The 22,485-nt window shown below is 46.3% G+C and carries 16 protein-coding genes; 7 read left to right on the top strand and 9 right to left on the bottom strand.

The annotated features are described in order from the left end of the window. Positions 1-14 precede the first annotated feature (14 nt). Entirely contained in the window at positions 15-623 is a 609-nt protein-coding gene (locus L9Q40_RS05715) for a response regulator transcription factor (RefSeq protein ID WP_498792595.1), read from the top strand. 22 nt (positions 624-645) lie between these two features. Here L9Q40_RS05715 and L9Q40_RS05710 read toward each other — a convergent pair whose 3' ends face one another. The 5 genes from L9Q40_RS05710 to L9Q40_RS05690 form a co-directional block, all read right to left on the bottom strand. Continuing rightward, positions 646-1,527, bottom strand: a complete 882-nt coding sequence (locus tag L9Q40_RS05710; RefSeq protein WP_498792593.1) for a transglutaminase family protein — start codon at positions 1,525-1,527, stop codon at positions 646-648. Then, positions 1,524-4,097 carry a circularly permuted type 2 ATP-grasp protein gene (locus tag L9Q40_RS05705; RefSeq protein WP_498792591.1) on the bottom strand — a complete coding sequence of 858 codons (2,574 nt, stop codon included), beginning with the start codon at positions 4,095-4,097 and terminating at the stop codon, positions 1,524-1,526. The genes L9Q40_RS05710 and L9Q40_RS05705 overlap by 4 nt, the downstream gene beginning before the upstream one ends. Positions 4,098-4,200: 103 nt before the next feature. Continuing rightward, positions 4,201-7,548: a transglutaminase family protein gene (locus tag L9Q40_RS05700; protein WP_498792589.1), complete on the bottom strand. Its 3,348-nt coding sequence runs from the start codon at positions 7,546-7,548 to the stop codon at positions 4,201-4,203. Then, on the bottom strand, positions 7,545-8,489 hold the full coding sequence (locus L9Q40_RS05695) for an alpha-E domain-containing protein (RefSeq protein ID WP_014232443.1): 945 nt from the start codon (positions 8,487-8,489) through the stop codon (positions 7,545-7,547). Before L9Q40_RS05695 ends, L9Q40_RS05700 begins: the two co-directional genes overlap by 4 nt. Then, the gene (locus L9Q40_RS05690) at positions 8,489-9,946 is read right to left on the bottom strand and encodes a circularly permuted type 2 ATP-grasp protein (RefSeq protein WP_498792587.1); all 1,458 of its coding nucleotides are present in this window, start codon (positions 9,944-9,946) and stop codon (positions 8,489-8,491) included. Before L9Q40_RS05690 ends, L9Q40_RS05695 begins: the two co-directional genes overlap by 1 nt. A gap of 428 nt (positions 9,947-10,374) precedes the next feature. Between L9Q40_RS05690 and L9Q40_RS05685 the strand changes: the two genes are divergently transcribed. Continuing rightward, positions 10,375-11,931, top strand: a complete 1,557-nt coding sequence (locus L9Q40_RS05685; RefSeq protein ID WP_498792585.1) for a sensor domain-containing diguanylate cyclase — start codon at positions 10,375-10,377, stop codon at positions 11,929-11,931. Between the two features lie 124 nt (positions 11,932-12,055). Here the strand turns inward: L9Q40_RS05685 and L9Q40_RS05680 are convergent, their stop codons facing one another. After that, positions 12,056-13,990: a hypothetical protein gene (locus tag L9Q40_RS05680; RefSeq protein ID WP_498792583.1), complete on the bottom strand. Its 1,935-nt coding sequence runs from the start codon at positions 13,988-13,990 to the stop codon at positions 12,056-12,058. Positions 13,991-14,307: 317 nt separating this feature from the next. Between L9Q40_RS05680 and rimK the strand changes: the two genes are divergently transcribed. The 4 genes from rimK to L9Q40_RS05660 all read left to right on the top strand — a co-directional run bounded on the left by rimK (position 14,308) and on the right by L9Q40_RS05660 (position 18,490). Continuing rightward, entirely contained in the window at positions 14,308-15,213 is a 906-nt protein-coding gene (gene rimK, locus L9Q40_RS05675) for a 30S ribosomal protein S6--L-glutamate ligase (RefSeq protein ID WP_020335591.1), read from the top strand. 201 nt (positions 15,214-15,414) lie between these two features. Then, positions 15,415-15,804 carry a hypothetical protein gene (locus L9Q40_RS05670; RefSeq protein ID WP_498792581.1) on the top strand — a complete coding sequence of 130 codons (390 nt, stop codon included), beginning with the start codon at positions 15,415-15,417 and terminating at the stop codon, positions 15,802-15,804. 62 nt (positions 15,805-15,866) lie between these two features. Further along, the gene (locus L9Q40_RS05665; RefSeq protein WP_498792579.1) at positions 15,867-17,975 is read left to right on the top strand and encodes a protein-disulfide reductase DsbD family protein; all 2,109 of its coding nucleotides are present in this window, start codon (positions 15,867-15,869) and stop codon (positions 17,973-17,975) included. Further along, positions 17,975-18,490, top strand: coding sequence for a protein disulfide oxidoreductase (locus tag L9Q40_RS05660; RefSeq protein ID WP_498792578.1), 516 nt, complete (start codon positions 17,975-17,977; stop codon positions 18,488-18,490). Before L9Q40_RS05665 ends, L9Q40_RS05660 begins: the two co-directional genes overlap by 1 nt. A gap of 57 nt (positions 18,491-18,547) precedes the next feature. On the opposite strand, the gene L9Q40_RS05655 is transcribed toward L9Q40_RS05660, so the two are convergent. From L9Q40_RS05655 to L9Q40_RS05645, 3 genes are all read right to left on the bottom strand, one after another. Further along, a complete protein-coding gene (locus tag L9Q40_RS05655; protein ID WP_498792576.1) occupies positions 18,548-19,081 on the bottom strand; it encodes a hypothetical protein in 534 nt (177 codons plus the stop codon). Positions 19,082-19,380: 299 nt separating this feature from the next. After that, the gene (locus L9Q40_RS05650; protein ID WP_498792575.1) at positions 19,381-20,406 is read right to left on the bottom strand and encodes a DUF2955 domain-containing protein; all 1,026 of its coding nucleotides are present in this window, start codon (positions 20,404-20,406) and stop codon (positions 19,381-19,383) included. 8 nt (positions 20,407-20,414) lie between these two features. Continuing rightward, complete coding sequence (locus L9Q40_RS05645; RefSeq protein ID WP_498792573.1) at positions 20,415-21,479, bottom strand: HlyD family secretion protein; 1,065 nt, start codon at positions 21,477-21,479, stop codon at positions 20,415-20,417. A 99-nt stretch (positions 21,480-21,578) separates the two neighbouring features. On the opposite strand from L9Q40_RS05645, the gene L9Q40_RS05640 reads away from it, so the two are divergent. After that, complete coding sequence (locus tag L9Q40_RS05640) at positions 21,579-22,439, top strand: LysR family transcriptional regulator (protein ID WP_329351326.1); 861 nt, start codon at positions 21,579-21,581, stop codon at positions 22,437-22,439. The last annotated feature ends 46 nt before the right edge of the window (positions 22,440-22,485 follow it).

The raw sequence follows: 22,485 nt of genomic DNA, 5'->3' as shown, positions 1-22,485 counted from the left end.
TACTAGGAGCATTCATGAGTAGTACTGAAAAACAGTTACCTGTTTATGTCGTTGACGATGATGAATCGGTGCGTGATTCGCTCGCGTTTATGTTGGAGGAACATGACTTCAGTGTAACGACCTTCGCTGATGGGCAAGCCTTTCTCGGTGCGGTAGACATTCATCAGGCGGGTTGTGTCATTCTCGATAGCCGAATGCCCAATCTTCGTGGTCAGCAAGTGCATCAAATACTTAACGATGCCAATAGCCCGCTTGCGGTGATTTATCTGACTGGTCATGGTGATGTGCCGATGGCGGTAGATGCATTGCAGGCTGGGGCGGTGAACTTCTTCCAAAAACCCGTCAAAGGTGATGCACTGGCGCAAGCCATTTTACAGGGGCAGATGCAGTCGGCAGCAAGTTTCGATATGGCTGGAGCAAAGATGGCGTATGAGTCACTCACGCCTCGCGAAAAGGATATTTTACGTTTAATCATCGAAGGTAAGCGCAATATCCGTATCGCAGATGAACTGTGTATTGCGATGAGAACCGTAGAAGTACATCGAGCCAGTTTGTTGAAAAAATTCTCCGCCAAAACGGTCGCAGAGCTGGCGTACATTTACGGTAAATTAGCGTTTGAGTAATCTGATTTTAAGAACTTCAGATTTATACTCTAGCTACATCGACTGAAACACTCAGGTTGTGAGTTTCACCACCATCAAACACGACTCCCTGCAAGGGTGGCACATCAGCGTAGTCGCGTCCCCAGCCAGTAACAATATGTTGATCGTTAGCGATGAGGTCGTTAGTCGGGTCAAATTCCACCCAGCCAAGATCCGGTACAAAAATAGCAAACCAGGCGTGAGAAGCATCAGCACCAACGAGCTTTTCCTGACCTGGAGGCGGCAGAGTCTCTATATAACCACTCATATAACGTGCTGCTAGGCCAACAGAGCGCAGGCAGCCTATCGCCAGTTGGGCATAATCCTGACATACGCCACGTTTTTCTCTCAGAACCTGTTCGGTTGGCGTTGTTACGTCGGTTGCGGTTGGGTCAAAAGTAAACTCGGTAAAGATTTTATGGGTAAATGCCATGGCGGCTTTTAACACGGGTTGATTGTCACTGAACAATTCTTGCGCATATTGCCTTAAATTTTCGGAGCGTTTGATTTGTAGTGAGTCGAGGCAAAATTCCTGCGCTAACCTGATGTCCGCACTTTCAGCATTCGCCATGATACTTCGAAGTTCACCGCAGGTAAGCTGATGGTTCTCGATGATGTCGGCCCAGTTGTGAGGCTTTACCTCTAAAAAGCTGGTGACATCAATGGTGAGTTCCTTATGTGGCTCTTGAATAGAGAAGTAAAACGTTTCGTTACCAAAATAATCCTGTCCTTCGTTTTGGTACAACGGCCTTGGTGTCACTCTAATCTTTCGGTTAAAGCAGCGCTGATTTTCAGTATCCCTCGGCAACAGGTGAGCCATGTTGTAGCACAGGGTCACTGGAGAACTGTAGGAGTAGGTCGTTTTATGCTGGACTTTATATCTCATACATTCAATTTCCATTTGGGTTTTATCAACTGCTGCGGTCCAGCGGTGTGATCAAAGTACTTGTCGCTTATCAGTGAAGTAAATTGTTCTAATTGGACGATTATCTTATCCATCAGAGCGCCAAACTCTTCTCTGGTTTGGTTATTTGGATTCGCCTTAGCGAGTTGTTCGAGATCCGTAAGTTGAATGTCGTTCAGCGTCAGTAGGATCAGCCTGGTTTCGCTGGTGAGTCCGCCGGGAATAAAGGCATGATTATCCGGTAGCATATCCAGAAACTCTTTCAGCTTTTCGGTCTGGTAGACCAATGAGCGCGGGTTCGAAGGATCAACCATTAGCAGATCCAAGCCAAACGCTACACGAGCTCGGGTGCGATAGCGTCTTCTGAAAGAAATGAGCGCTTCCATGCTGAGGAGTACCGACTCCAGCACTTGTTGCTGTGACAAACTTTCTAGCTTGACACTTAGCGTTGACTGGAACAGTTTTGCGGTCTGAATTGCCCTTTCGGTACGCTGGCCAATCTGCTGAAATATCCAGTCTTCTCCTCTAAGCATGCTGTCGTTGCTCAATCCGGACAGTGCTAACAGCATGGTCATCAAATTATCCAGTGATTCTTCTGGCGCTTCAGGCAGGCCACTGGTGTAGGCTCTATCCAGCTCGTTAAGGTGGTCACGTAGCTTGTTCAGTACTATTCGGGTGTCGGCAGACAGGCGATCCCGCACATTATCACTGCAAGAAAGCATGGCCAGTAAGTTGGATTTGATACTGCCAATTCGTTTGCCATTCACCACCAAGTCGGCCAGTTCGGTATCTGGATTTTCCAGAAGTTCGGCATTCCCCTCAACAAATCCCGGCAGGCAATTTGTCTGTAGAGAGATCGCCTTTAAAAGGGTCGTCCGTGCTTGAGGTGAGAGCTCTTCGATACCATTTAGCTGCTTAAATAATACCCGCATAAGGCGAATGCTTAACTCAGCGCGTTCCGCATAGCGTCCAAACCAGAAGAAGTTTTCGACTACGCGGCTTGGTACATTTCCGTGCTGAGCAACGTGAAAACCAGGCTCGTCTAGCAGGGACTGATGAGTCAGATCAGGCTTGTTGGCTGTTACCCAGGTATCCTTACTGCGAGCACCCGATAAACTGGTAACGATGTAATCGTCATCGGATTGAGTCACCCGACTTAATGCACCTGGCATCACGCAGTATCGGTCACCGTCAGCGACAGTAAAGGCTTTCAACAGGCTATGTCGGTTTTTTATTTTTGAGCCGGAACAGACAGGCACCGTAGAGCCGGGGATATAAGTCTGCGCTACATACTGTTTTGGATTTGCCTTAATCATCTCCAGCGTTTTTATCTTTTCTTCCGCCGATAAGCAGTGGCCGTAAATTGTCTGGCTGCGAGCTTTTCGATATGAAGGTTTGATAATCAGGTTTTCGAGGTTTTGTTCAACAAACTCTATGGTTCCGTCAATACCGCACCAGTAAGTATCAACGCTATGGAGTTTTAAAGGCTCACCCAGCAAGTATTCACATATCTTCGGAAGAAACGCCATCAGTACCGGAGATTCAAGAACTGCGCTTCCCAGCGGGTTGGCCAATACCACATTGCCGCTGCGTGCCGCTTCTAACAGACCTGGAATACCAAAAAGAGAGTCAGGTCGCAGCTCTGACTGGTCACAGTCGTTGTCGTCCGTACGGCGCAGAATGACATCAACTGGCGTTAAACCAGAGAGGGACTTGAGCCAAACTTTTCCGCCTCTTACCGTTAAATCGCCAGCTTGCACCAGCGGATATCCTAAATAGTTGGCTAAATAGGTGTGTTCAAAATAGGTGCTACTTGATGATCCCGGTGTTAAAAGAACAACTCTAGGTTCGTCAGTTTTATGTGCAGCAAGTTGGTTAAGAGTGTTTCTCATGGTCTGGAAGAAACTGGAAAGACGTCTCACATTACTATGACGAAATACGGATGGCAGCACTCGCGAGATGACGGTTCGGTTTTCCAACGCATAGCCCGCCCCTGAAGGCGCTTGAGTTCTGTCACTGATGACCACGTAAGAGCCGTCTGAGTCGCGCACTAAATCGATGGAATGAAAGATAAGGTTTTTCAGTCCTGGAATGTCAATCCCAAAGCACTGGCGTAAAAAGCCAGGGTGAGAAAAAATAATCTCTGCCGGTATCACACCGTCTTTGATAAGGCGTTGTTCGCCATAGATATCTTTTAATATCCGATCAAATAACTCTGAGCGTTGTGCCAGACCTTGTTCTGTATCTTTCCATTCGCTCTGAGCGATGATATTAGGCAGCACGTCCAGAGACCAAACTGTAGGCGAAAGTGGATCGTTTTTAAGATCATAAGTCGCACCGTCGTCTCTCAGAATTCTCTGAGCACGCTTTTGTAAATCTTCCAGATTACCATCTTCCAGTTTCTCTAAATGCGTAAAGAGAGGCAGCCAGTGTAGTCTGGTTTGCTTGATGTCATCATACGCCTCATCGTAGGCCTTTTTGGATGCCTGATAAGGACCAATCAAGGGCGGGTTTTCTCCCGCCCCAGCGAAGTCTGAAACGAATTGACTCATACTATTTTTTTGCTACTACCTTGTGAGTTATTGCCTAGTATATACCACTCGGAAAAGACAACCAGCTGAGTAGAGTTTATACGATTCAATTTTCGCGATGATCTCATCCAATACGTCGACTGCGTTTGCGAAGATCCAGAGTGTTTGGATATTCGTGGCAGATTTCCTCTTTGGGTGGTGCCATTGGGCGCGGCGCAGTCTTGTTTTCATAGAATTTGCGCAGAGCGTTGAACTCCGGTGGTGGGTTAAACGTTCCCTGAGTAAATCCGTGATCCCAAAAACGATTCACCCTCCGAGCCTCAGCCTCATTTCCGTTGACTGGGAAGGTTTCATAGCTTCTTCCCCCGGGATGGCTGACATGGTACGTACAGCCGCCAATCGAGACACCGTTCCAGCTGTCTATCAAATCGAACACCAGTGGAGAATCTATTCCCAGTGTTGGGTGTAGCGCAGAAGGCGGAGCCCAGGCTCTGTATCGCACGGCTGCCACGAATTCGCCTTGTCTGCCCGTCGGTCTCAATGGTATCCGACGGCCGTTACACGTTAGTACATAACGGCTTTCCGTCATTCCCGTCAGGCGAACTTGCAGACGCTCCACCGACGAGTCGACAAAGCGGCTGGTGCCAGTCTGCGTGACTTCCTCACCGAGAACATGCCAAGGCTCGATTGCCCAGCGCAGTTCGATTTCAATGCCATCTATCTGTTGCCTTCCGTAATGAGGGAAGCGGAACTCTTCAAACGGTGCCAGCCACTCTAATTTAAACGGGAACCCGTGTTGTTGAAGATCGTCCACCACCTCTTTGATATCCTGCCAGACGTAATAGGGCATCATGAACTTATCGTGCAGGGTAGTTCCCCAACGTATCAAAGGCTTGTGGTAAGGATCTTTCCAAAAGCGTGCAACTAAACAGCGCAATAGTAGTGTTTGTACCAATGCCATTCTGGCGTGCGGTGGCATTTCAAAACCACGGAATTCCAGTAGTCCTTGTCTGCCGCTGCTGGTACCTGCCGCATATAACTTATCGATACAAAACTCGGAACGGTGGGTGTTACCCGTCACGTCCACGAGAAGGTTTCTCATCAGTCTGTCGGCCAGCCAAGGCTGATCGACCAGTCCATCCGGGAAGTTCTGGAAGGCTATCTCCATTTCGTACAGGGCTTCGTCTCTTCCTTCATCCGGGCGTGGTGCCTGACTTGTCGGGCCAATAAACATGCCGGAGAAGAGGTAAGACAGCCCCGGATGGTGTTGCCAGTAGTTGACCAGACTTCTCAACAGATCCGGTTTTCTCAATAGAGGGCTGTCCGCTGGTGTGAGGCCGCCAAGCGTAATGTGGTTGCCACCGCCAGTGCCGGTATGACGGCCATCCAGCATAAACTTCTCTGTCCCAAGTCGGCATTGGTGCGCCTGCTCGTAGAGCGTTTCGGTGTTTTCTACCAACTCTTGCCAGTTTTTTGCAGGGTGAATATTCACCTCGATCACGCCCGGATCGGGTGTGATAAGGAATTTCTGTAACCGGTAATCTTTCGGTGGCTCGTAACCTTCAATGACAACCGGAATGGAGAGCGCGCTTGCCGTCGCTTCTATTTGATAGATGAGCTCAACATAATGCTCCAGATGGGTCACTGGTGGTAGAAACAGATGTAGTCGGCCATCTCTCGGCTCGACACAAATTGAAGTACGGATAACATCAACCGTCTTTTTGCTACTTTCCTTGTCTTCGAGAGGAGGTTGTTGAGATTGCTGACGTTGCGCGACATTCTCCGTTAACGAATAGACAGGCAATGCCTCTCTGGCTTCAAACGGATCACGTTCCGGCGGGATTTCCTCTTCGCTGACCTGCGGCAGAGAGTCCAACGGAAGCCTGTATCCCATTGGACTGTCTCCGGGGATAAGCGTGATCACGTCACTTCGCATTGGCCATAGCGAGCTCTGCCAGCCTTGTTCGTCAAATGAAACCGGAAGCACGTAGCCGCTGATGCTTTCTAAGCCTCGTCCTAGTAGCTTTGCCAGACGACGTCTTTCCAAATCATCGCTCAGCTTGGCTTTTTTCGGATTCGCTGACTCTGGCAAGGAACGTTCTAGCCAGAGATAGTAAAGCGAGTCTTCATAGGCCGGTTGCAAATATTGGTTATGGATGCCCAACCGTTCACAAAGCAACTGCCCGAAACGCTCGGCATCCTCAATCGTATGTTGGTAATCTTTGTCCACACGTGCCAGTAAAGACGGATCATGCCACAGTGCTTCACCATCGGTACGCCAAAAGCAGCCTAGCGCCCAACGTGGTAACTCTTCGCCGGGATACCACTTACCTTGACCGTAGTGCAACAGTGCGTGGGTGTTGAATTTGTCCTTCAGGCTGATGAGCAGATCTTTTGCCAGTTTGAGCTTATCCGCACCTAACGCTTTGGTGTTCCATTGCGCCGAGTCCATATCATCAATCGAGACAAAGGTTGGTTCACCCCCCATGGTCAGGCGCACGTCCATCTCATCCAGCTGCTCGTCCACAGCGCAACCGAGCGCTTTGATGTTTTCCCACTCATCATCCGTGTAAGGTTTGGTTACTCGCGGGTCTTCATGGATTCGAATCACCGTATTGCTGTATTCAAATTCACATTCGCATTCGTCGGTCGCACCAGTAATAGGGGCGGCCGAGATAGGATCAGCGGTACAGGCAAGGGGAATATGTCCTTCTCCGGCAAACAAACCGCTGGTCGGGTCAAGGCCAATCCAGCCTGCACCAGGCAGATAAACTTCACACCAGGCGTGCAGATCAGTGAAGTCCTCTTCCGGCCCGGATGGCCCGTCTAAAGATTTAATATCAGAGGTCAACTGAACCAGATAACCAGAAGCAAAGCGTGCAGCCAGCCCAAGACTGCGAAGGATCTGAACCAGCAACCAAGAGGTATCACGGCAGGAGCCTTTTTTCAGGGTTAGCGTTTCCTGACAGGTTTGTACACCCGGTTCCATACGAATGCCGTACTCAATCTGTCCAGCCAACTTACTGTTTATCTCTACCAGAAAATCGACGATGCGCTTTTTGCTGCGATCGACATCTGCCAGCCATTTTTCGAGTTCTTGACTCGATTCTGTCACCGATAGGTAAGGTGCAAGTTCCTCCTGTAGGAGATCGTCGTATTTGAACGGAAAGTTCTCAGCGTACTCTTCGATAAAGAAGTCGAATGGATTAATCACCGTCATATCGGCGATGACTTCGACCTCAAACTTCAGTTCGCGCATCTTCTCCGGGAAGACCAATCTGGCCTGATAGTTGCCAAACGGGTCCTGCTGCCAGTTAATAAAGTGTTCTTCCGGCTCTACTTTAAGTGAGTAGCCATGGATATGAGTACGTGAGTGAGGGGCCGGTCTCAACCTCAATAGGTGAGGTGATACCTTCACGTCGCGGTCGAACTTATACGAGGTATTGTGCTGAATAGCTACACGTATGGTCATGCCGCTTCTCCGTGATCAAAGTGGAACCAAGTTTCACCAATCTCTGCTTGCAGGCTAATCAATGCCAACTGAATATCGTTCAGGTAGTCACTGAACGCCTGACAGATACTTTCGTTGTGTTCAATGCTGTAGGTGGTATCCAACAACTGTTCTATGTGCAGGATGATCTCTTCGTGTCGTGGCAGATACATTGCCGCGCTTTTGATCTGCTTCAGACAGAATGCTTGCGAGCGAGGAAAATCTTCGTCAGTAAGTAAGAAGGTTGTGGTATTGACGCCATCAATACCGCAGCGCATGGTTCTCAGGTAGTTCTGATAAGCGCTTTGCGACTTGAGCACCTTCGGCCAGATTATCTGTTCTAGCAAGACTTCTTCTTCCGGTAGGGCTTTTATCTTTAAGCTGACGGCGGAATCCAGAATGCGCGTATTCATATCCGCTCGTTCGAGATAACGTCCCATAATAATAAAGCTCCATGCGGCATCTCGGCTCATGGCGTTGCTCAGCAAACCAATGATCTTTCGGCAGCCTTCAAGCACATTGTTTAGATAGTCATAGCGCTCACCCCGATTTATTCCCTTTTGTAGATTCTTGCGAGCATAGATGTCCAGTTCATTAATCAGCTCCCACATCTCCTCGGGAAGGACATCTCGGGTGGTACGGATATTTTCACGTACCATTTTCAGTGAAGATAACATCGAGCATGGGTTATCCTCACTGGCAAGAAGAAAGCGCACAACGTTTCTTTCGTTCTTATCTTTGTACTTTTTATTAAACTCCTGCGCACTGCCGCTTATCTCTATCAGGTTGTACCATGAAATACGTACATCCTTTGGTAAATCAAACAATAGCTCATCGTAAACACTGATCAGACGGACAATATTTTCAACGCGTTCCAGGTAACGGGCACTCCAGAACAGTCGTTCAGCAACTCTTGATAGCATCACTTATCTCCTTCTGTTTTTACGATCCAGGTATCTTTACTGCCACCACCCTGAGAGGAATTCACCACCAGAGAGCCTTTTTTCATCGCGACCCGGGTAAGGCCACCAGCGGTCACATAGGTTTTCTTGCTTTGAAGGATAAACGGACGTAGATCCAAGTGTCTCGGCTCCAGTTTTCCTTTTTCTATCAGTGTCGGCGCAGTGGATAGCTTAAGAGTCGGTTGGGCGATATAGTTGCGAGGGTTGTTCTTAATAAGTTCGGCGAACACGTCCTGTTCTTTTTTGCTGGAATGAGGGCCGACTAACATGCCATAGCCGCCAGATTCATTGGCAGGTTTTACTACGAGCTTATCTAAGTTTTTCAGCACGTATTCTCTGTCATCTTTATCTTCACATAAGAAGGTTTCGACATTAGGCAGGATAGGCTCTTCATCCAGATAGTATTTGATAAGTTGCGGCACATAGGCGTACACCACTTTATCATCTGCGACACCTGCGCCTGGTGCGTTCGCTAGCGCAACGTTGCCTTGCTTCCATGCTCGCATCAGTCCGGGAACACCAAGCATGGAGTCTGGGTCGAATGCTTCAGGATCTAAAAACATGTCGTCGATGCGGCGATAGATCACATCCACGCGTTCAGGGCCGTAGATGGTTTTCATATAGACGCAGTCGTCTTTGCCTACATAGAGGTCTCCGCCTTCGACTAACTCTGCGCCCATCTGCTGGGCGAGAAAAGCGTGTTCAAAATAGGCTGAATTGTAGATGCCAGGGGTTAAAACGACGATTTCTGGTCGCGGGATATCTCTTGGTGAGAGCGCTTGTAGCGTATCCAGAAGCTGAGAAGGGTAGGAGTCCACTTTTCTGATATTGTCGTTTTCAAACAGCTCTGGTAGCACCCTTTTCGTGACGGCTCGGTTTTCCAACATATAAGAAACGCCTGAAGGGACACGGAGGTTATCTTCCAGTACGTAAAACTGTCCGTCATCGGCACGCACCAAATCGGTGCCACATATATGCGCCCACACACCAAAAGGGGGCGAGACACCGACACACTCAGGACGAAAATTTTTCGATTCTTTAATGATATGAGCAGGGATAATGCCGTCTTTAATACAGTTCTGGTCGTGGTAAAGATCGTCGATAAAACGGTTTAATGCAGTCAGTCGCTGCTTTAGTCCTTTTTCTGCAGCTTCCCAGTCTTTTGCATCTATTGTTCTGGGAATAATATCAAACGGCCAAGCGCGGTCGATATTGCCTTCTTCGGTATAGACAGTAAAGCTGATACCCATTTCCTGAATTGTAGCTTCCGCCGCCAGCTTACGTTTATCAAGCTCTTCTGGGGGTAAGCTATCAATATAGCTCAGCAGTCTGCATGAAGAGTCTCTGTATTTACCTGCGCTGTCGATCAGCTCGTCAAAGTACTCTCCACTGTCGTACCCTTCGGTTAATTTACTCATAGCGGGGATCCATCCTCTTGCTTTTGAACCCATTTCCCGGCCGTACTTCACTTTTATCCCTAGCAGCAACTTTAGATATTCAAAGAAAAAACCGGCGAGAATTGATGTTCCTGTTTTGATTAGTTTTATTCTTTATTTATTGCATAAGCATGCATCTAACTCATGACAGTAATAAGAAGAAAAGCAAATAACAGACCGGAAATTACATAGTCATGGAAGATTAATAATTCTAAAGTGAGTTTAGTCGCTATGAGCAATTGCATGAATAAATCTGGTCAGCGCTAACCTTTTCTAAGCATATTCACTCGTTTGAGTATTCATTACAAAAATTAAGGTATTGATTCTTTTGTGTTTATCAGTTGCAGTGCTTGCCTTGAACGTTTAGATTACCCAAAACAGTATTAAAAAGCGTGGTTGAGAGTTGGCAGATGTGGGACAAATTGAATTTAAGAAAGTTAATCCTGATCCTATGTGTGTTCAGCGTTGTAGTCACATTACTTAACGCTTTTTACTCTATTTATCGAGTGCAACATAATCTGATTATCAGCAATACAATGGAGTCCAACCGTGTTTACGCTGAGAAAATGGCGGAAATGACGGATGCTTTTATTGATTCTGCAATGTCTCAGCTTGAATACAGCGCAAATACCCTCCGTACGAAAATGGCTGATCCTGATGTCCTGGAAGAAGAAGTTAATCGCTTAAGAACCCAAACCGATTACTTTAACTCTGTGCTCATCGTCAATGCCGAAGGGGTGATCGTTTCTGTTTCTCCAGAAACGCTGCAAATTAAAGGCATGCGTCTAAGCGGTAAGCGTTTCTTGCAATCTCTGAACTCGCAAGCGCCAAAAATTACAGACCCGTTCGTCTCTCCGGCAGGGAACTATCTAACCAGTATGTCATATCCTATTTTCTCTGAAAGTGGCGAATATCTGGGCTATGTTACGGGCACCATCTATCTTGAACAAAAAAACATACTGAAGACTTTATTGGGACAACATAGCTACAAAGATGGGTCTTATCTGTATGTTGTCGACCAAAATCACACGCTGATTTACCATCCAGATAAACGCAGAATCGGACAGAAAATCGTCAACAATGATGCGATCAATGCGGTTGTTGAGGGCCAAAAAGGACAGCAGGACATTGTAAATTCTCAGGGAATCGAAATGCTCGCCGGTTATGCGCCAGTAAATCAATCCGGGTGGGGGATCGTTGCACAGAAGCCTAAAAATCTCACCTTATCCGTACTCGATGACCAAATGTGGACCGTGTTTCTTGAGACACTGCCTATTGGCGCGCTCACACTGTTGCTTATTTGGGTATCTTCCGTTTTTATATCCAAGCCATTGTGGCAGTTAGCCAGTGCAGTAAAAAACTTCGAGAACCATACTTCGAGTGACAACGACTTTACACAGATTAAGCCATGGTATTTTGAAGCGAGTTATCTGAAACGCAGTTTTCTGAGTGCAATGAATATTGTATCTAACACCATTGATCAGCTTCATCTGGACACCTTAACGGATGCGATGACGGGGTTATTGAATCGTAGAGGATTAGACAAGGCGGTAGAAAGTCTGCGTGAGCAAAATACGCCATTTTCCGTTCTGGCTCTGGATGTTGATTACTTTAAAAATGTCAATGATACCTTCGGCCATGATGCAGGAGATGCGTTATTAAAGAGTGTTGCGAGTTTGATTCAGGATCAAGCGAGAAAGGGTGACGTCGTGTGTCGCTCTGGCGGGGAAGAGTTTATTGTCTTTTTGACCAAAACCGATCTGGATCAGGCATTTATGGTCGCAGAGCGAGTAAGAAAATCGATTGAATCTCACGAATTTGACACCGTTGGAAATGTAACGATTTCGGTTGGCATTTCCCGTTGGGATGGAACGAATGAGCCAATCAACGCGGTGCTTAAAAATGCTGACGATGCACTGTATCAAGCAAAGCATAATGGTAGGAATCAAACCGCAGTTCAATACTGATTTAAGTCGTCACTGCTGAGTTAACAGGCGTTATGTCTAAGAGAATAACAACGTGGGTGCAATGTCCGCAAGGCGCGGACATTGTGTTGCATCAACACTTATACATGTATCAATAAGGTTTGTTTTAGTCGATTTCCACTAACACCGCTAAGCCCAAACCATCCGGATCTGAGTTGGTATTCGCTGAGGCTGTGGTAAAAACCCCCAGACTTGCGGATTCATTAAAATACCCTGTCATACTGAACGTCCCGTCACCATCAGTGACCGAAATCATAGCCGCACCATTTGAAGCAACCGACGTATTTGCAGTTAGGCTTACCGATTCTTTACTGGACTCTAGCGGGGCGCCAAAAGAAGGCAAATCGATTGTTGCGATAGCGCCATTTACGGTGGCTGAAGATTCAGAGGTAAAGTCTAACGTAGTCGTAAAGCCTGAATGTGATAGCTCAAATGCTGTATCGCTTAGCATTGCCGAGTTAGCAAAGATGAGGCGATAAGTTCTGCCAGTTAATACCGGGGTTTCTGATGGGAGTTTAACCGCTAAAGTGGTATCAATTTCCATATCTGACCCATCAAGGCCGTCGGCATGATAGAAGACTAAAAAGTTATAATCTGCGTTAACAAAACCATCAACAGAATCTCCATCGACTGAGACAATATCCCCACTGGAAACAGTCACAATACTTAGACCGGGCTCCGCGCCATACTCTTGAGTAGAATAACCGCCGGAGCGAGAGACATGCTGCTGAGTTGTCGCAGCAACATCAACCGTGGCATTGCCTGAAAAAGCCAAGACGTTAGTCTCGGTCTCAACTTCAACAAAACCGGTATTGATAAAACGAGAACCGAAGTAAACCCGCCCAAAATCCCCAGTTAGGTCGGGGGACGACATATTGGTAGGTTGATCTGCCATCAGTAATAACCCTCTTCCCACCTCAATACCACTTTGAGCATCTGGATCCAGAGCATCGTTTGTCCCATCACCATTGGTATCAATGGTTGCGTAACGTGCACTGTTGTACGTACTCAGGCTAAACGCGACATTACTGTCTTTTACTTTTTGAAATTTTATGATTTGTGGTGGAGAACGCCAGCCCGAATCTCCATCAATTTCTTCTTCGAAATCGGCTTCGATAGTTAAAATCTTGCCAGAATCATAAGTGGCGGCGACGGTTTCATCCTCTTCAGATTCGGTATAATACACGGACTCATAGTAAGCAGATGCATCATTACCATGCACATAGCCCCAAGCCCCTTCATTGTCCGTCAACTCGACCTCAACGCTTCCGTCACTCTCACCAGTAAGAGCGACTGAAGAATAAAACATGTCTAAAGCATAGGTTCCGAAGTCACCGTCATGCAAACCTATGGCCATATCTATTAGTCGGTATTCGCCCGAGATTTGAACAGCGGAAGAAGGCGTCGCATTGATAGAAGCAATTTCTTTGTCTACGAATTCTCCAACCTCGTTTTCTAAAGCAGTAAGCATACTCGACATGTCAATCCGACTCGCCAAATTAAACTCTTCGACTTGTCCCTTTAACTTAACCACTGACGAGTTAGTAAGATCGTTTAGTGAGCTATCCGATTGGATAAATTTTCGTAGTACGAACTCTGACATTGGAGATATATCGACGGACTCTTCAACCACTTGGGATCTTAAATCGATATCGTTGTCACCGGATATTCTCACGACTAAATTACCGCCTAGCGAAACGCCTGCTGGCACGGTAATGGTGTAATCGCCCGAGATGGAAGTCGTTGTGGTTGCGATTACGTCACCAACCTGATTACCGTCATTATCGATTCTGATGAGCTCAACCAATGCTCCAGTGACGGGCTGTAAGCCGGTTATGCCCGCATATACAGAAGGGAACACTCCGTTAAATACACTTTCTATAACGGATTGATGCTTAAGCATCGCAACTTCGCCACCGGGAGCGGTGACATTGCCACTTACTTCTTGCGACCTTGCACTTGTATCGCCGTCACTGCCCCCACACGCTGTTAATATTAACGTCAATAAAGCGACGCCATACCTAGACCTTACTATGTTCATAATCCATCTCCATGGTTAGGGAAGCACAACAAGCACACGAATATGCAACAGTCGCGTTACGATGCATAATAGTTAAGTAGTATTTTCTATGCAAACTAATGTATTAAAAATGTTCGTGTCATGTATGTGAATCGCCCTGAGCACAGGACAAAGCGAGTAGGGAAGCGCTGGGTAGGCTATTGTTTATATAACCTTTTAAATTTGTACGTCGGTTATGCTGATTGTACACAGTCTTGGAAAGTTCAAAAGGTGTTTAACCATAGGTTTATTGGAGTCGACTTTAAATCATCAATTTCTACAAGAAGAAGGATGTAAAAGTGAAAATCGCTATTTTATCAAGGAATAAGAACCTTTACTCCACGCGCAGATTAAAAGAGGCAGGTGAGGCTCGCGGCCATGAAGTAGACGTTATTGATACGTTACACTGCTACATGGATATCACCAGCAGCAAACCTGCAGTGAGGTTCAAAGGTGAGCAATTACCGCATTACGACGCGATTATTCCACGAATTGGTGCGAGCATTTCGTTCTACGGAACATCAGTAGTCAGGCAGTTTGAGATGACGGGTAGTTTTAGTGTCAATGAATCCGTCGCTATCAGTCGTTCACGAGATAAATTACGCTCTATGCAGCTTCTCTCAAGAAAGGGTATTGGATTGCCACGTACAGGGTTTGCTAACCGACCAGACAATGTGAAAGATTTAATCCGAAATGTTGGTGGTGCCCCATGTGTGATTAAACTTTTAGAGGGGACACAAGGTATTGGCGTTGTATTAGCGGATACCGCAAAATCTGCAGAGGCTATCGTTGAAGCATTCATGGGGCTAAAAGCCGATATCCTGATACAAGAATTTATCAAAGAAGCGGGTGGCGCTGATATTCGCTGTTTCGTTATCGGTGAGAGGGTTGTCGCCGCGATGAAACGACAAGGCGCAGAAGGTGAGTTTCGTTCAAATCTACACCGGGGTGGCTCGGCAACGTTAGTCAAACTGTCTAAAGAAGAACGTGCTACTGCGATCGCTGCGGCTAAAGTGATGGGGCTTAAAGTGTGTGGTGTCGATATTCTAAGAGCGGAACGCGGGCCTGTTGTGATGGAAGTTAACTCTTCACCAGGACTTGAAGGCATTGAAACGGCAACAAAAAAAGATGTCGCAGATTTAATTTTTCAGTTTATCGAAAAGAACGCGAAACCTTACAGAACGAGAACGTTAGGTAAAGGTTGATACTAAAAGGACATATCTGACTCACTTCACTAAGTGATACGGATGTCGGCGTTCTGTAGTCAAACCGGATCACTCTGTGGTCGATGCAGCCAATGCAAAGTTGAGATTTATCTCATCGTATATAGAGCTGATTCGGTTTGACTTGAGCTTTCACCCGACTCGCGTATTATTCTCAGCGTTTCTTCTTTCATTCGATTTTTTATGATCTTATTGGGTTCACGACATCGCGCGCCGCAGAAGCAGGCGAAGTGGCTCCTGGCTATCATTGGCTGGGTCATTGTCGTGTGCCTGATGCAAAACTCCGGCTTTGTATCGTCGTGTTCCATGACCGGAGAGACGGTTGCGAGCGCTTCGGTCGCCGAAGAAAAGGTTCATGATACTAAGTCAAAAAGTGCCAACAAGTGTGAATTGTCTGAGAAGCTCATTCAGTTTGCTAAACACCATCTCGGGCTGTTCATTGTTATTTTGTTTGTGGGCATTACATTGGTGGCGGTCTGTCGACGTGGTGTATTTGCACAGTTAAGGCAATGGACCGAACCAATACCTTATAAAAACCGGGTTCATCTTACATTTTGTGTTTTCCGTGAATGACAAGTGGCTTCTGGCTTATGTAGCCAGCGAACTTCTACACTTGTTTTTAATCAGGAATCACTATGAATGATATGACTAAAATGACTCGAGTCGCGTTGATATTCATGACAACGTTACTGTTAAGTTTGTTTTCTCTCCAACTTCCCGCTCAGACACCCGACACTGGCTGGATGAGCAACCCTCAACATCCACCGGTACAAACACGCTTTGTACTGACCGGATTACAAGATCCTCAAGCCAAAACGGTCACTGGCTATCTGGATGTAAAGCTATCGGGAGATTGGAAAACCTATTGGCGCTCACCGGGTGAAGGTGGGGTTGCTCCCTCTATTGACTGGCAAGCGTCGGAAAATTTGACCAAAGTCGATTGGCTTTGGCCCTACCCACAAAAGTTCGAACTACTGGGCATAGAGACGCAGGGCTACAAGGGCGACACTTTATTCCCTATCACGCTGCATATCGAAGACATGAGCAAACCCGTTGCTATTGATGCGGTATTAACGTTGTCTTCCTGCACCACGATTTGTGTTTTGACGGACTATCCAATTCAACTGACGTTTCTGCCTTCAGATTTACAGGTTGATGAAGAGGTGATGTTTCGTTATGCACAAGCACTGAGTAATGTTCCGCAACCTTCGCCATTTATTGAAGTCACGCAGGCAAATTGGGATGTCAATCAATCAACACTGCAGGTAAAGCTGACAAATACCCAAGGTTGGAATCATCCGCAGATATTAGTAGATGGTGTTGATGACTCCACGCGAGATTACAGCTTCAAGTTAAAAGGAACTTATTTGGAAGGCAATGTTCTGACGGCTAGATATAAAGTGAATACCTGGCTGGGAGATATTGATCTTAATAACCAGCCGCTGTTTGTTTCAATCAAGGACGATAACTTATTAGCGGAAGAGGTTAGCCAAGCGCAAGCTGCAGCGATCGTAGATGCGTTACCAGATACGTCTTTAACAAGCGTATTTGTTTTTGCTCTGCTTGGTGGTCTGATTCTTAATATCATGCCTTGTGTTCTTCCTGTGCTTGGGATGAAGCTGAGTAGTATCGTTACTGCTCACGGGGTCGAACGTCGTCAGATTCGCGCACAGTTCGTCGCTTCTTCATTGGGAATTTTGACGTCGTTCTGGATTCTGGCGGGTTTTATCACTGCGCTTAAAATGACAGGCAGTGCGATCGGGTGGGGTGTACAGTTCCAGAGCGTTTGGTTTCTTGGCTTGATGGTGCTGGTTACTGGGCTTTTTGGCGCCAATATGCTGGGGCTATTTCAAATTCGTCTTTCATCTGGCACGAATACGTGGCTGGCTTCCAAAGGCAATAACACTCTTATTGGCCACTATGTTCAGGGTATGTTTGCGACTTTACTTGCGACACCATGTTCTGCGCCATTTCTGGGTACGGCGGTGGCCTTCGCACTTGGGGCTGATGTGTTTACGTTGTTTGCCGTCTTTACTGCGTTGGCAATCGGTATGGCGTTGCCGTGGATTCTGGTCGCTGTCTTTCCGAGTATTGCGCTTAAATTGCCAAAACCAGGTAAGTGGATGAACGTGGTTAAAGTTGGTTTTGGTGTGATGATGCTGGCAACCAGTATTTGGTTGCTGACCTTGATTGCTAATCGCTTACCGTTGTTCTGGGTCATTCTGGCTGGCTTGACCGGGTTTATTTTTATCATGGCGAGGGTCAAAACCGTTTACGGCGAAAAAATGCTGGCGATAACGGGTTCCGCTTCTGTATTTTTGATTGCAGGTGGGTTGCTTCTTGCTAGCTTCACTGCCAGCAAGTGGGCGACACCACTTCCACAAGACCTTGCATGGCAGAGGCTGTCAAACACAGCGATTGACTCTCATGTTGCAAATGGAAGAGTCGTATTTGTAGACGTCACTGCAGATTGGTGTATCACTTGTAAAGCGAACAAGATCGGGGTGATCTGGCAAGATCCGGTGTATTCGTTATTACAAAGCCCAAGTGTCGCGACATTGAAGGGCGACTGGACTCACCCTGAAAGTTCCGTAACGGATTTCCTACGTCTATATGGGCGTTACGGCGTCCCTTTTAATATCGTCTATGGGCCAGCAGCACCCCAAGGCATCCCCTTGCCCGTCATTCTTACAGAGGATGTTGTCGTCAGTGCGATCAAACAAGCGAGTGGGGGAAACAGTTAATGAGCTCTAAAAGCCGTCGTAAATCATGGCAACATTGGCTACTCCAACTCCTACAAATTGTGATCATTGTTACCGTCGTTTCAGTTGGTATGGATTGGTACCGCACCAAAGATATACCCAAACAAAACGCGCCAGCGTTGAGCGCGTTCATGAGCAGTGGTCAATATGTTGATGTCATCGAGAAAAGTCATGAAGAACCCGTGGTTGTCTATTTTTGGGCGACATGGTGTCCGGCATGTAAATTTGTTAGCCCAAGTATGAATTGGATAAGTGATCACTATTCGGTAATTGGGGTTTCTGGTTCTTCAGGAAATGAGGAGCGGGTGAAACAGTTTATGATGTCTAAAGATTATCGATACAATAATATCAATGATCCTAAAAGTAAAATTATGCAAGATTGGAAAGTCGTTGTTACCCCCACCATTTATGTTTTAAGAAATGGTGAGATAACCTCTATTACAACGGGTATTTCCACGCCGATGGGAATATTAGCAAGAATTTGGTTAGCTAGTTAATTTCCTAAAATAAATCCGATATTCCAACACTGGAATATCGGATTTTTTAATACGGCGCTATTTTCTTGCACCAACAGGAATCATAATATGAGCATATGGTGTTCCCTTCCACATGACATAGGGACCACCATAATAGGGATCGGTTGGTAGTGAATCGAGTAGTGCCTGGTCCGGAGTAATAATCATCAAGTGAGGGCCTTCGACTATCCATTGATTGTCGTCGGTTTTTCCTTCTGCATAAGGGTCGGTATTACTGGCGCCACCATCACCGGCCAACATATAAGAAATACCCAATGCTTTTGCTTGGAATGGCTTTTTATTCATCCAGGCATCTGCCCATTCCATCCACGCTCCGTCCATACACATTGCTGCAGTGCCCTCTAACTGAGGAGGAGTAGGGAAACAGGTATATTGACTGGACCCTTCTTGAAGGACGTTATTGTTCCAGTCCATCACCGTTACTTTGTCACGAATGGTTGGAGGGGCTGCACTCAATGCGTCATCCAATAAAGCTTGTGAATCATCTGCTGCGTACACACTAAAAGCGCAACTTACCGAAATAAGAGTTGAAATATAAAGAGCTGACTTCATAAATATGGCCTCAAGTTAATACAACATGAGAATGAGAGTGACTTAATTATAGATTAACATTAGAAATGGGTAATTTATTTTTACGGAATACTCATAATGTTTTTACGCTTGTTAAAGCCAATTAAATATTAATGTTGGTAAACGTTTTTATATATCTATCTTTATATCTAACTGTTCATTTAGAGAGCACTATTATTTTATTCTCGTAATGTATTTATATAACGACGAATTAATATAGAAAAAAAGCCGCATGATTGCGGCGATGTATAGAAAACCAGTCAGTCAGCAAATGGTGCTTTCTAATGCTGGGTGACGTTGTTTTGGAGCATTTCGGAGTGTTTCAATAACATGACTCGAATCCAGTGATGGACGACCCAAATCACCATTGCGGTCAGTAACACCGCCACAAAAATGGAGCTGAAACGGTACAGGATTGAGAAAAAGGCATCCTTTTGCTCTGGAACCAATGACGTTGTTAAGGGCACTGATAGCGCCGACATGGCGGAAAACGCAATCGCAGCTTTTATTTGCCCCTTGGTCAGCCAGAGGCAGAAAGGCCCCATCGCAATGGTAAATGCCAGCCAGAAAAGTAAGCCATGGCCATACCAACTGCCCAATATTAATTGCACAGCCATCCCTGCGATGCAGCCTAACGCTGTTCCTATTATGCGGATTTTCGCCATGCCCATTGAACCGGCTAAAGTCATTGGCGTCAGGATGATCAATATGGACGCCTGTGCAGACAACGAATCATACAAATCAGCAACCTGGAAAACGATAAATGCAGCCATCGCGACTACCCAACCCATCGCGACCTGGCTGATGTAATCGATATCTCTTTTCACGGGAGTAGAGATTGCGATGTTTTCGGCTGGTGAATCAGGCTCTGGAAACAGCCAGTAGGCGAGTGCACAAACAAAAATATTACACAAGGTGATGACCCACATGTTGACGTTGAATTCTTCGATATCCATAAAATCGTAGCTGGCGAAGTTCAACACAATGGAGCCAACTAACAGCCCCATGTAGCCGAATAAGAACGTTTTAGGATTCATCATCGCGATACATTTAAACAGCATCATGATGCCGACCGCTACAGTCATCAGCACCGGATGGAATTGTAAGTACTCCAACAGGAAAGTAGCCTGCAGCGTTGTCCAAACGGCGGAGAAAAACACCATCAGTAACGACGGGAGATCAAAACGGTCAATTCTTCCCAGAATAAACAGCGGTACCATGATGGCAAAGAATCCATATGACCAGTTAAACAGCATGCTCAATGCGAGACCTAAAGAGCAGCCGAACCAAATTCGTAAGGTTTTCATGTTGCCGCCTAGTAGATAAAGTGGAACCAACTCGCGAGGTAAATCTGAGCGTTAGCCATCATCTGCCAGAAAACACTATTGTCCGGATACAAAACGATGGTTGCACGAGAGCCGACGAATAGGGCGCTTGGTAATGCTTCGTCACTGGTGAGATTAACCCGTGTGCGCTGAGCATCACGTACCCAACGGTTATTCACTTCCACTTTTGTCAATGCGCCATTTGGTGTTTGTTGCGCTGCGGCGACACCGTAATCTCTGCTGGATAGATCAAAGTCGTAAACCATCCCGGGATTTGCATCGAAAGTGACTAAGGCATGATAGGTTTTGTCGACGCCAGCGACCGATTTTTCACGAAAGTCAGCAGCAACCCACATAGAACCCGTTGGTACGAACGTTAAAAGCGGCAAGTTAATATTCGCCATGGTGCCGGCTTCCAGTTGTAGGTTAGTTACCACACCATCACTTGGCGCGAGTATTTCGGTATTGGCTAAGTCTAACATCGCTTTGTCGATACCATTTTGAGCGATGCGCACGGCGGAACTTTGACCTTTTTGATCACCAAGCTGGGCTTCAATGACTTTTAAGTTCTGTTTTTCCGCCTTTAATGCGGCATTAGATACCTGGTTTTGTGCGAAAGCATCATCGAGTGCTGATTGGGAGATGACTTTCTTACTTGATAGCTTCTGCAAGCGCACGTATTCCCGATGTGCATTATCAAACGTCGCTTGCGCTCTGGCGATATTGGCAATTGCTGCCTCTCGCTGAGAATATAGGGTTGCCTCTTTTTCGTATGCGGCTTGCAGAGACAACTTCGCTTGCTCAAGCGCGATTCTGTATTTGCGATCGTCAATCTTAAATAGCACTTCGCCCTTGCGGACTTCCTGGTTATTGGAAATCAGCACGTCGGTGACTTTACCAGAGACCTCTGGAGCTAATTGAACAACATACCCCTGAACCCGACCTTCGGTGGTTAATGGAGCGTGACGGTCAGCAATGACGATGTATAAGAATAGAACGATAAACAGGACAATTAATGTGCGCATCCAGTGTCTGAATTGTTGGTCAGCAGTCATTGAAAGTTCCGGAGATAGATTAAAGAAAGCGATTATAGATAACTCACTAACAATTCAGTAGAATGATAACACCAACATAAGTGACCTAAAAATAGGACAATGAACGTAAGCTTAGATGATATTTATCTGTTCACCCAGACTGTTGTTCATGGTGGGATCAGTGCGGCGGCTGAGGCGAACCAATTGCAACGCTCCAAGGTGAGCCGCAGATTACAGGAACTTGAAAAAGCGTTGGGTGTGCAATTACTCATCCGTACTACCAGAAGCATTGAACTAACTGCGCACGGTAAACGTTTATTTGAGTTGGTCGGACAGTCGGTCGATCATATCCAGCAGGGTTTGAGTGCAATGCATGAGTACCAGCAAGAGCTTTCAGGGAAGGTGCGATTGGCAATACCATCCGCGTTAATGAGCTCGGCTGCGTTTAGTGCGATTATTTCAGAATATACTCAGCGTTACCCAGATATCTCTGTGGAGATCGAAAACCATCAAGAGAGTGTCGATCTTAAACGGCAGTCGTTTGATCTTCAGCTTTTGCCCAGCGTCGTTAAAGTGACCGATGACAGCTATATTCAATTTAGTCTGTTGCCGTATACCAGTCATTTTGTGGCATCAAAAGCGTACCTTGAGGCTCACCCTCCAATCGAGTCTTTGGACGATCTTAAGCATCATCGCTTGCTGACTAATCGCTATAACGCGAACCTGTTAGATCCTGCTCTGGATGTTGCATTAAAGTCTGATGACCTCAACCTGTTACGTTCAATGGCGATCGCAGGCAATGGTATTGCTTTTATTCCTCAGACACATTCAAAGCCCTCGTTGCAAGATGGCCTACTTGTCGAAGTGTTGCCCGAAATCGCTCACCCAAAGCAGCATTTGACCCTTATTTATCCGTCTGCTCTGTTTCTGCCAAACAAAGTGGTTGCGTTAATTGAACTGTTTCGAGAAAAGTTTAAATAACAAGAGGTATGGCGATTCAAAATAGTGTGAGCGAGCCTTCTCTTTC

This window comes from Allocatenococcus thiocycli (genome assembly GCF_921292965.1).
Lineage (GTDB): Bacteria > Pseudomonadota > Gammaproteobacteria > Enterobacterales > Vibrionaceae > Vibrio > Vibrio natriegens.
Note: the sequence above shows the minus strand (reverse complement) of the source record. Positions and strands in the feature narration are given on the sequence as shown.

What these genes read in the sequence shown, in the direction of transcription:
- L9Q40_RS05715 (WP_498792595.1), top strand. Translation starts at nt 15, where the DNA reads ATGAGTAGTACTGAAAAACAGTTACCTGTTTATGTCGTTGACGATGAT.
- L9Q40_RS05710 (WP_498792593.1), bottom strand. Translation starts at nt 1,527, where the DNA reads ATGAGATATAAAGTCCAGCATAAAACGACCTACTCCTACAGTTCTCCA.
- L9Q40_RS05705 (WP_498792591.1), bottom strand. Translation starts at nt 4,097, where the DNA reads ATGAGTCAATTCGTTTCAGACTTCGCTGGGGCGGGAGAAAACCCGCCC.
- L9Q40_RS05700 (WP_498792589.1), bottom strand. Translation starts at nt 7,548, where the DNA reads ATGACCATACGTGTAGCTATTCAGCACAATACCTCGTATAAGTTCGAC.
- L9Q40_RS05695 (WP_014232443.1), bottom strand. Translation starts at nt 8,489, where the DNA reads ATGCTATCAAGAGTTGCTGAACGACTGTTCTGGAGTGCCCGTTACCTG.
- L9Q40_RS05690 (WP_498792587.1), bottom strand. Translation starts at nt 9,946, where the DNA reads ATGAGTAAATTAACCGAAGGGTACGACAGTGGAGAGTACTTTGACGAG.
- L9Q40_RS05685 (WP_498792585.1), top strand. Translation starts at nt 10,375, where the DNA reads ATGTGGGACAAATTGAATTTAAGAAAGTTAATCCTGATCCTATGTGTG.
- L9Q40_RS05680 (WP_498792583.1), bottom strand. Translation starts at nt 13,990, where the DNA reads ATGAACATAGTAAGGTCTAGGTATGGCGTCGCTTTATTGACGTTAATA.
- L9Q40_RS05670 (WP_498792581.1), top strand. Translation starts at nt 15,415, where the DNA reads ATGATCTTATTGGGTTCACGACATCGCGCGCCGCAGAAGCAGGCGAAG.
- L9Q40_RS05665 (WP_498792579.1), top strand. Translation starts at nt 15,867, where the DNA reads ATGAATGATATGACTAAAATGACTCGAGTCGCGTTGATATTCATGACA.
- L9Q40_RS05660 (WP_498792578.1), top strand. Translation starts at nt 17,975, where the DNA reads ATGAGCTCTAAAAGCCGTCGTAAATCATGGCAACATTGGCTACTCCAA.
- L9Q40_RS05655 (WP_498792576.1), bottom strand. Translation starts at nt 19,081, where the DNA reads ATGAAGTCAGCTCTTTATATTTCAACTCTTATTTCGGTAAGTTGCGCT.
- L9Q40_RS05650 (WP_498792575.1), bottom strand. Translation starts at nt 20,406, where the DNA reads ATGAAAACCTTACGAATTTGGTTCGGCTGCTCTTTAGGTCTCGCATTG.
- L9Q40_RS05645 (WP_498792573.1), bottom strand. Translation starts at nt 21,479, where the DNA reads ATGACTGCTGACCAACAATTCAGACACTGGATGCGCACATTAATTGTC.
- L9Q40_RS05640 (WP_329351326.1), top strand. Translation starts at nt 21,579, where the DNA reads ATGAACGTAAGCTTAGATGATATTTATCTGTTCACCCAGACTGTTGTT.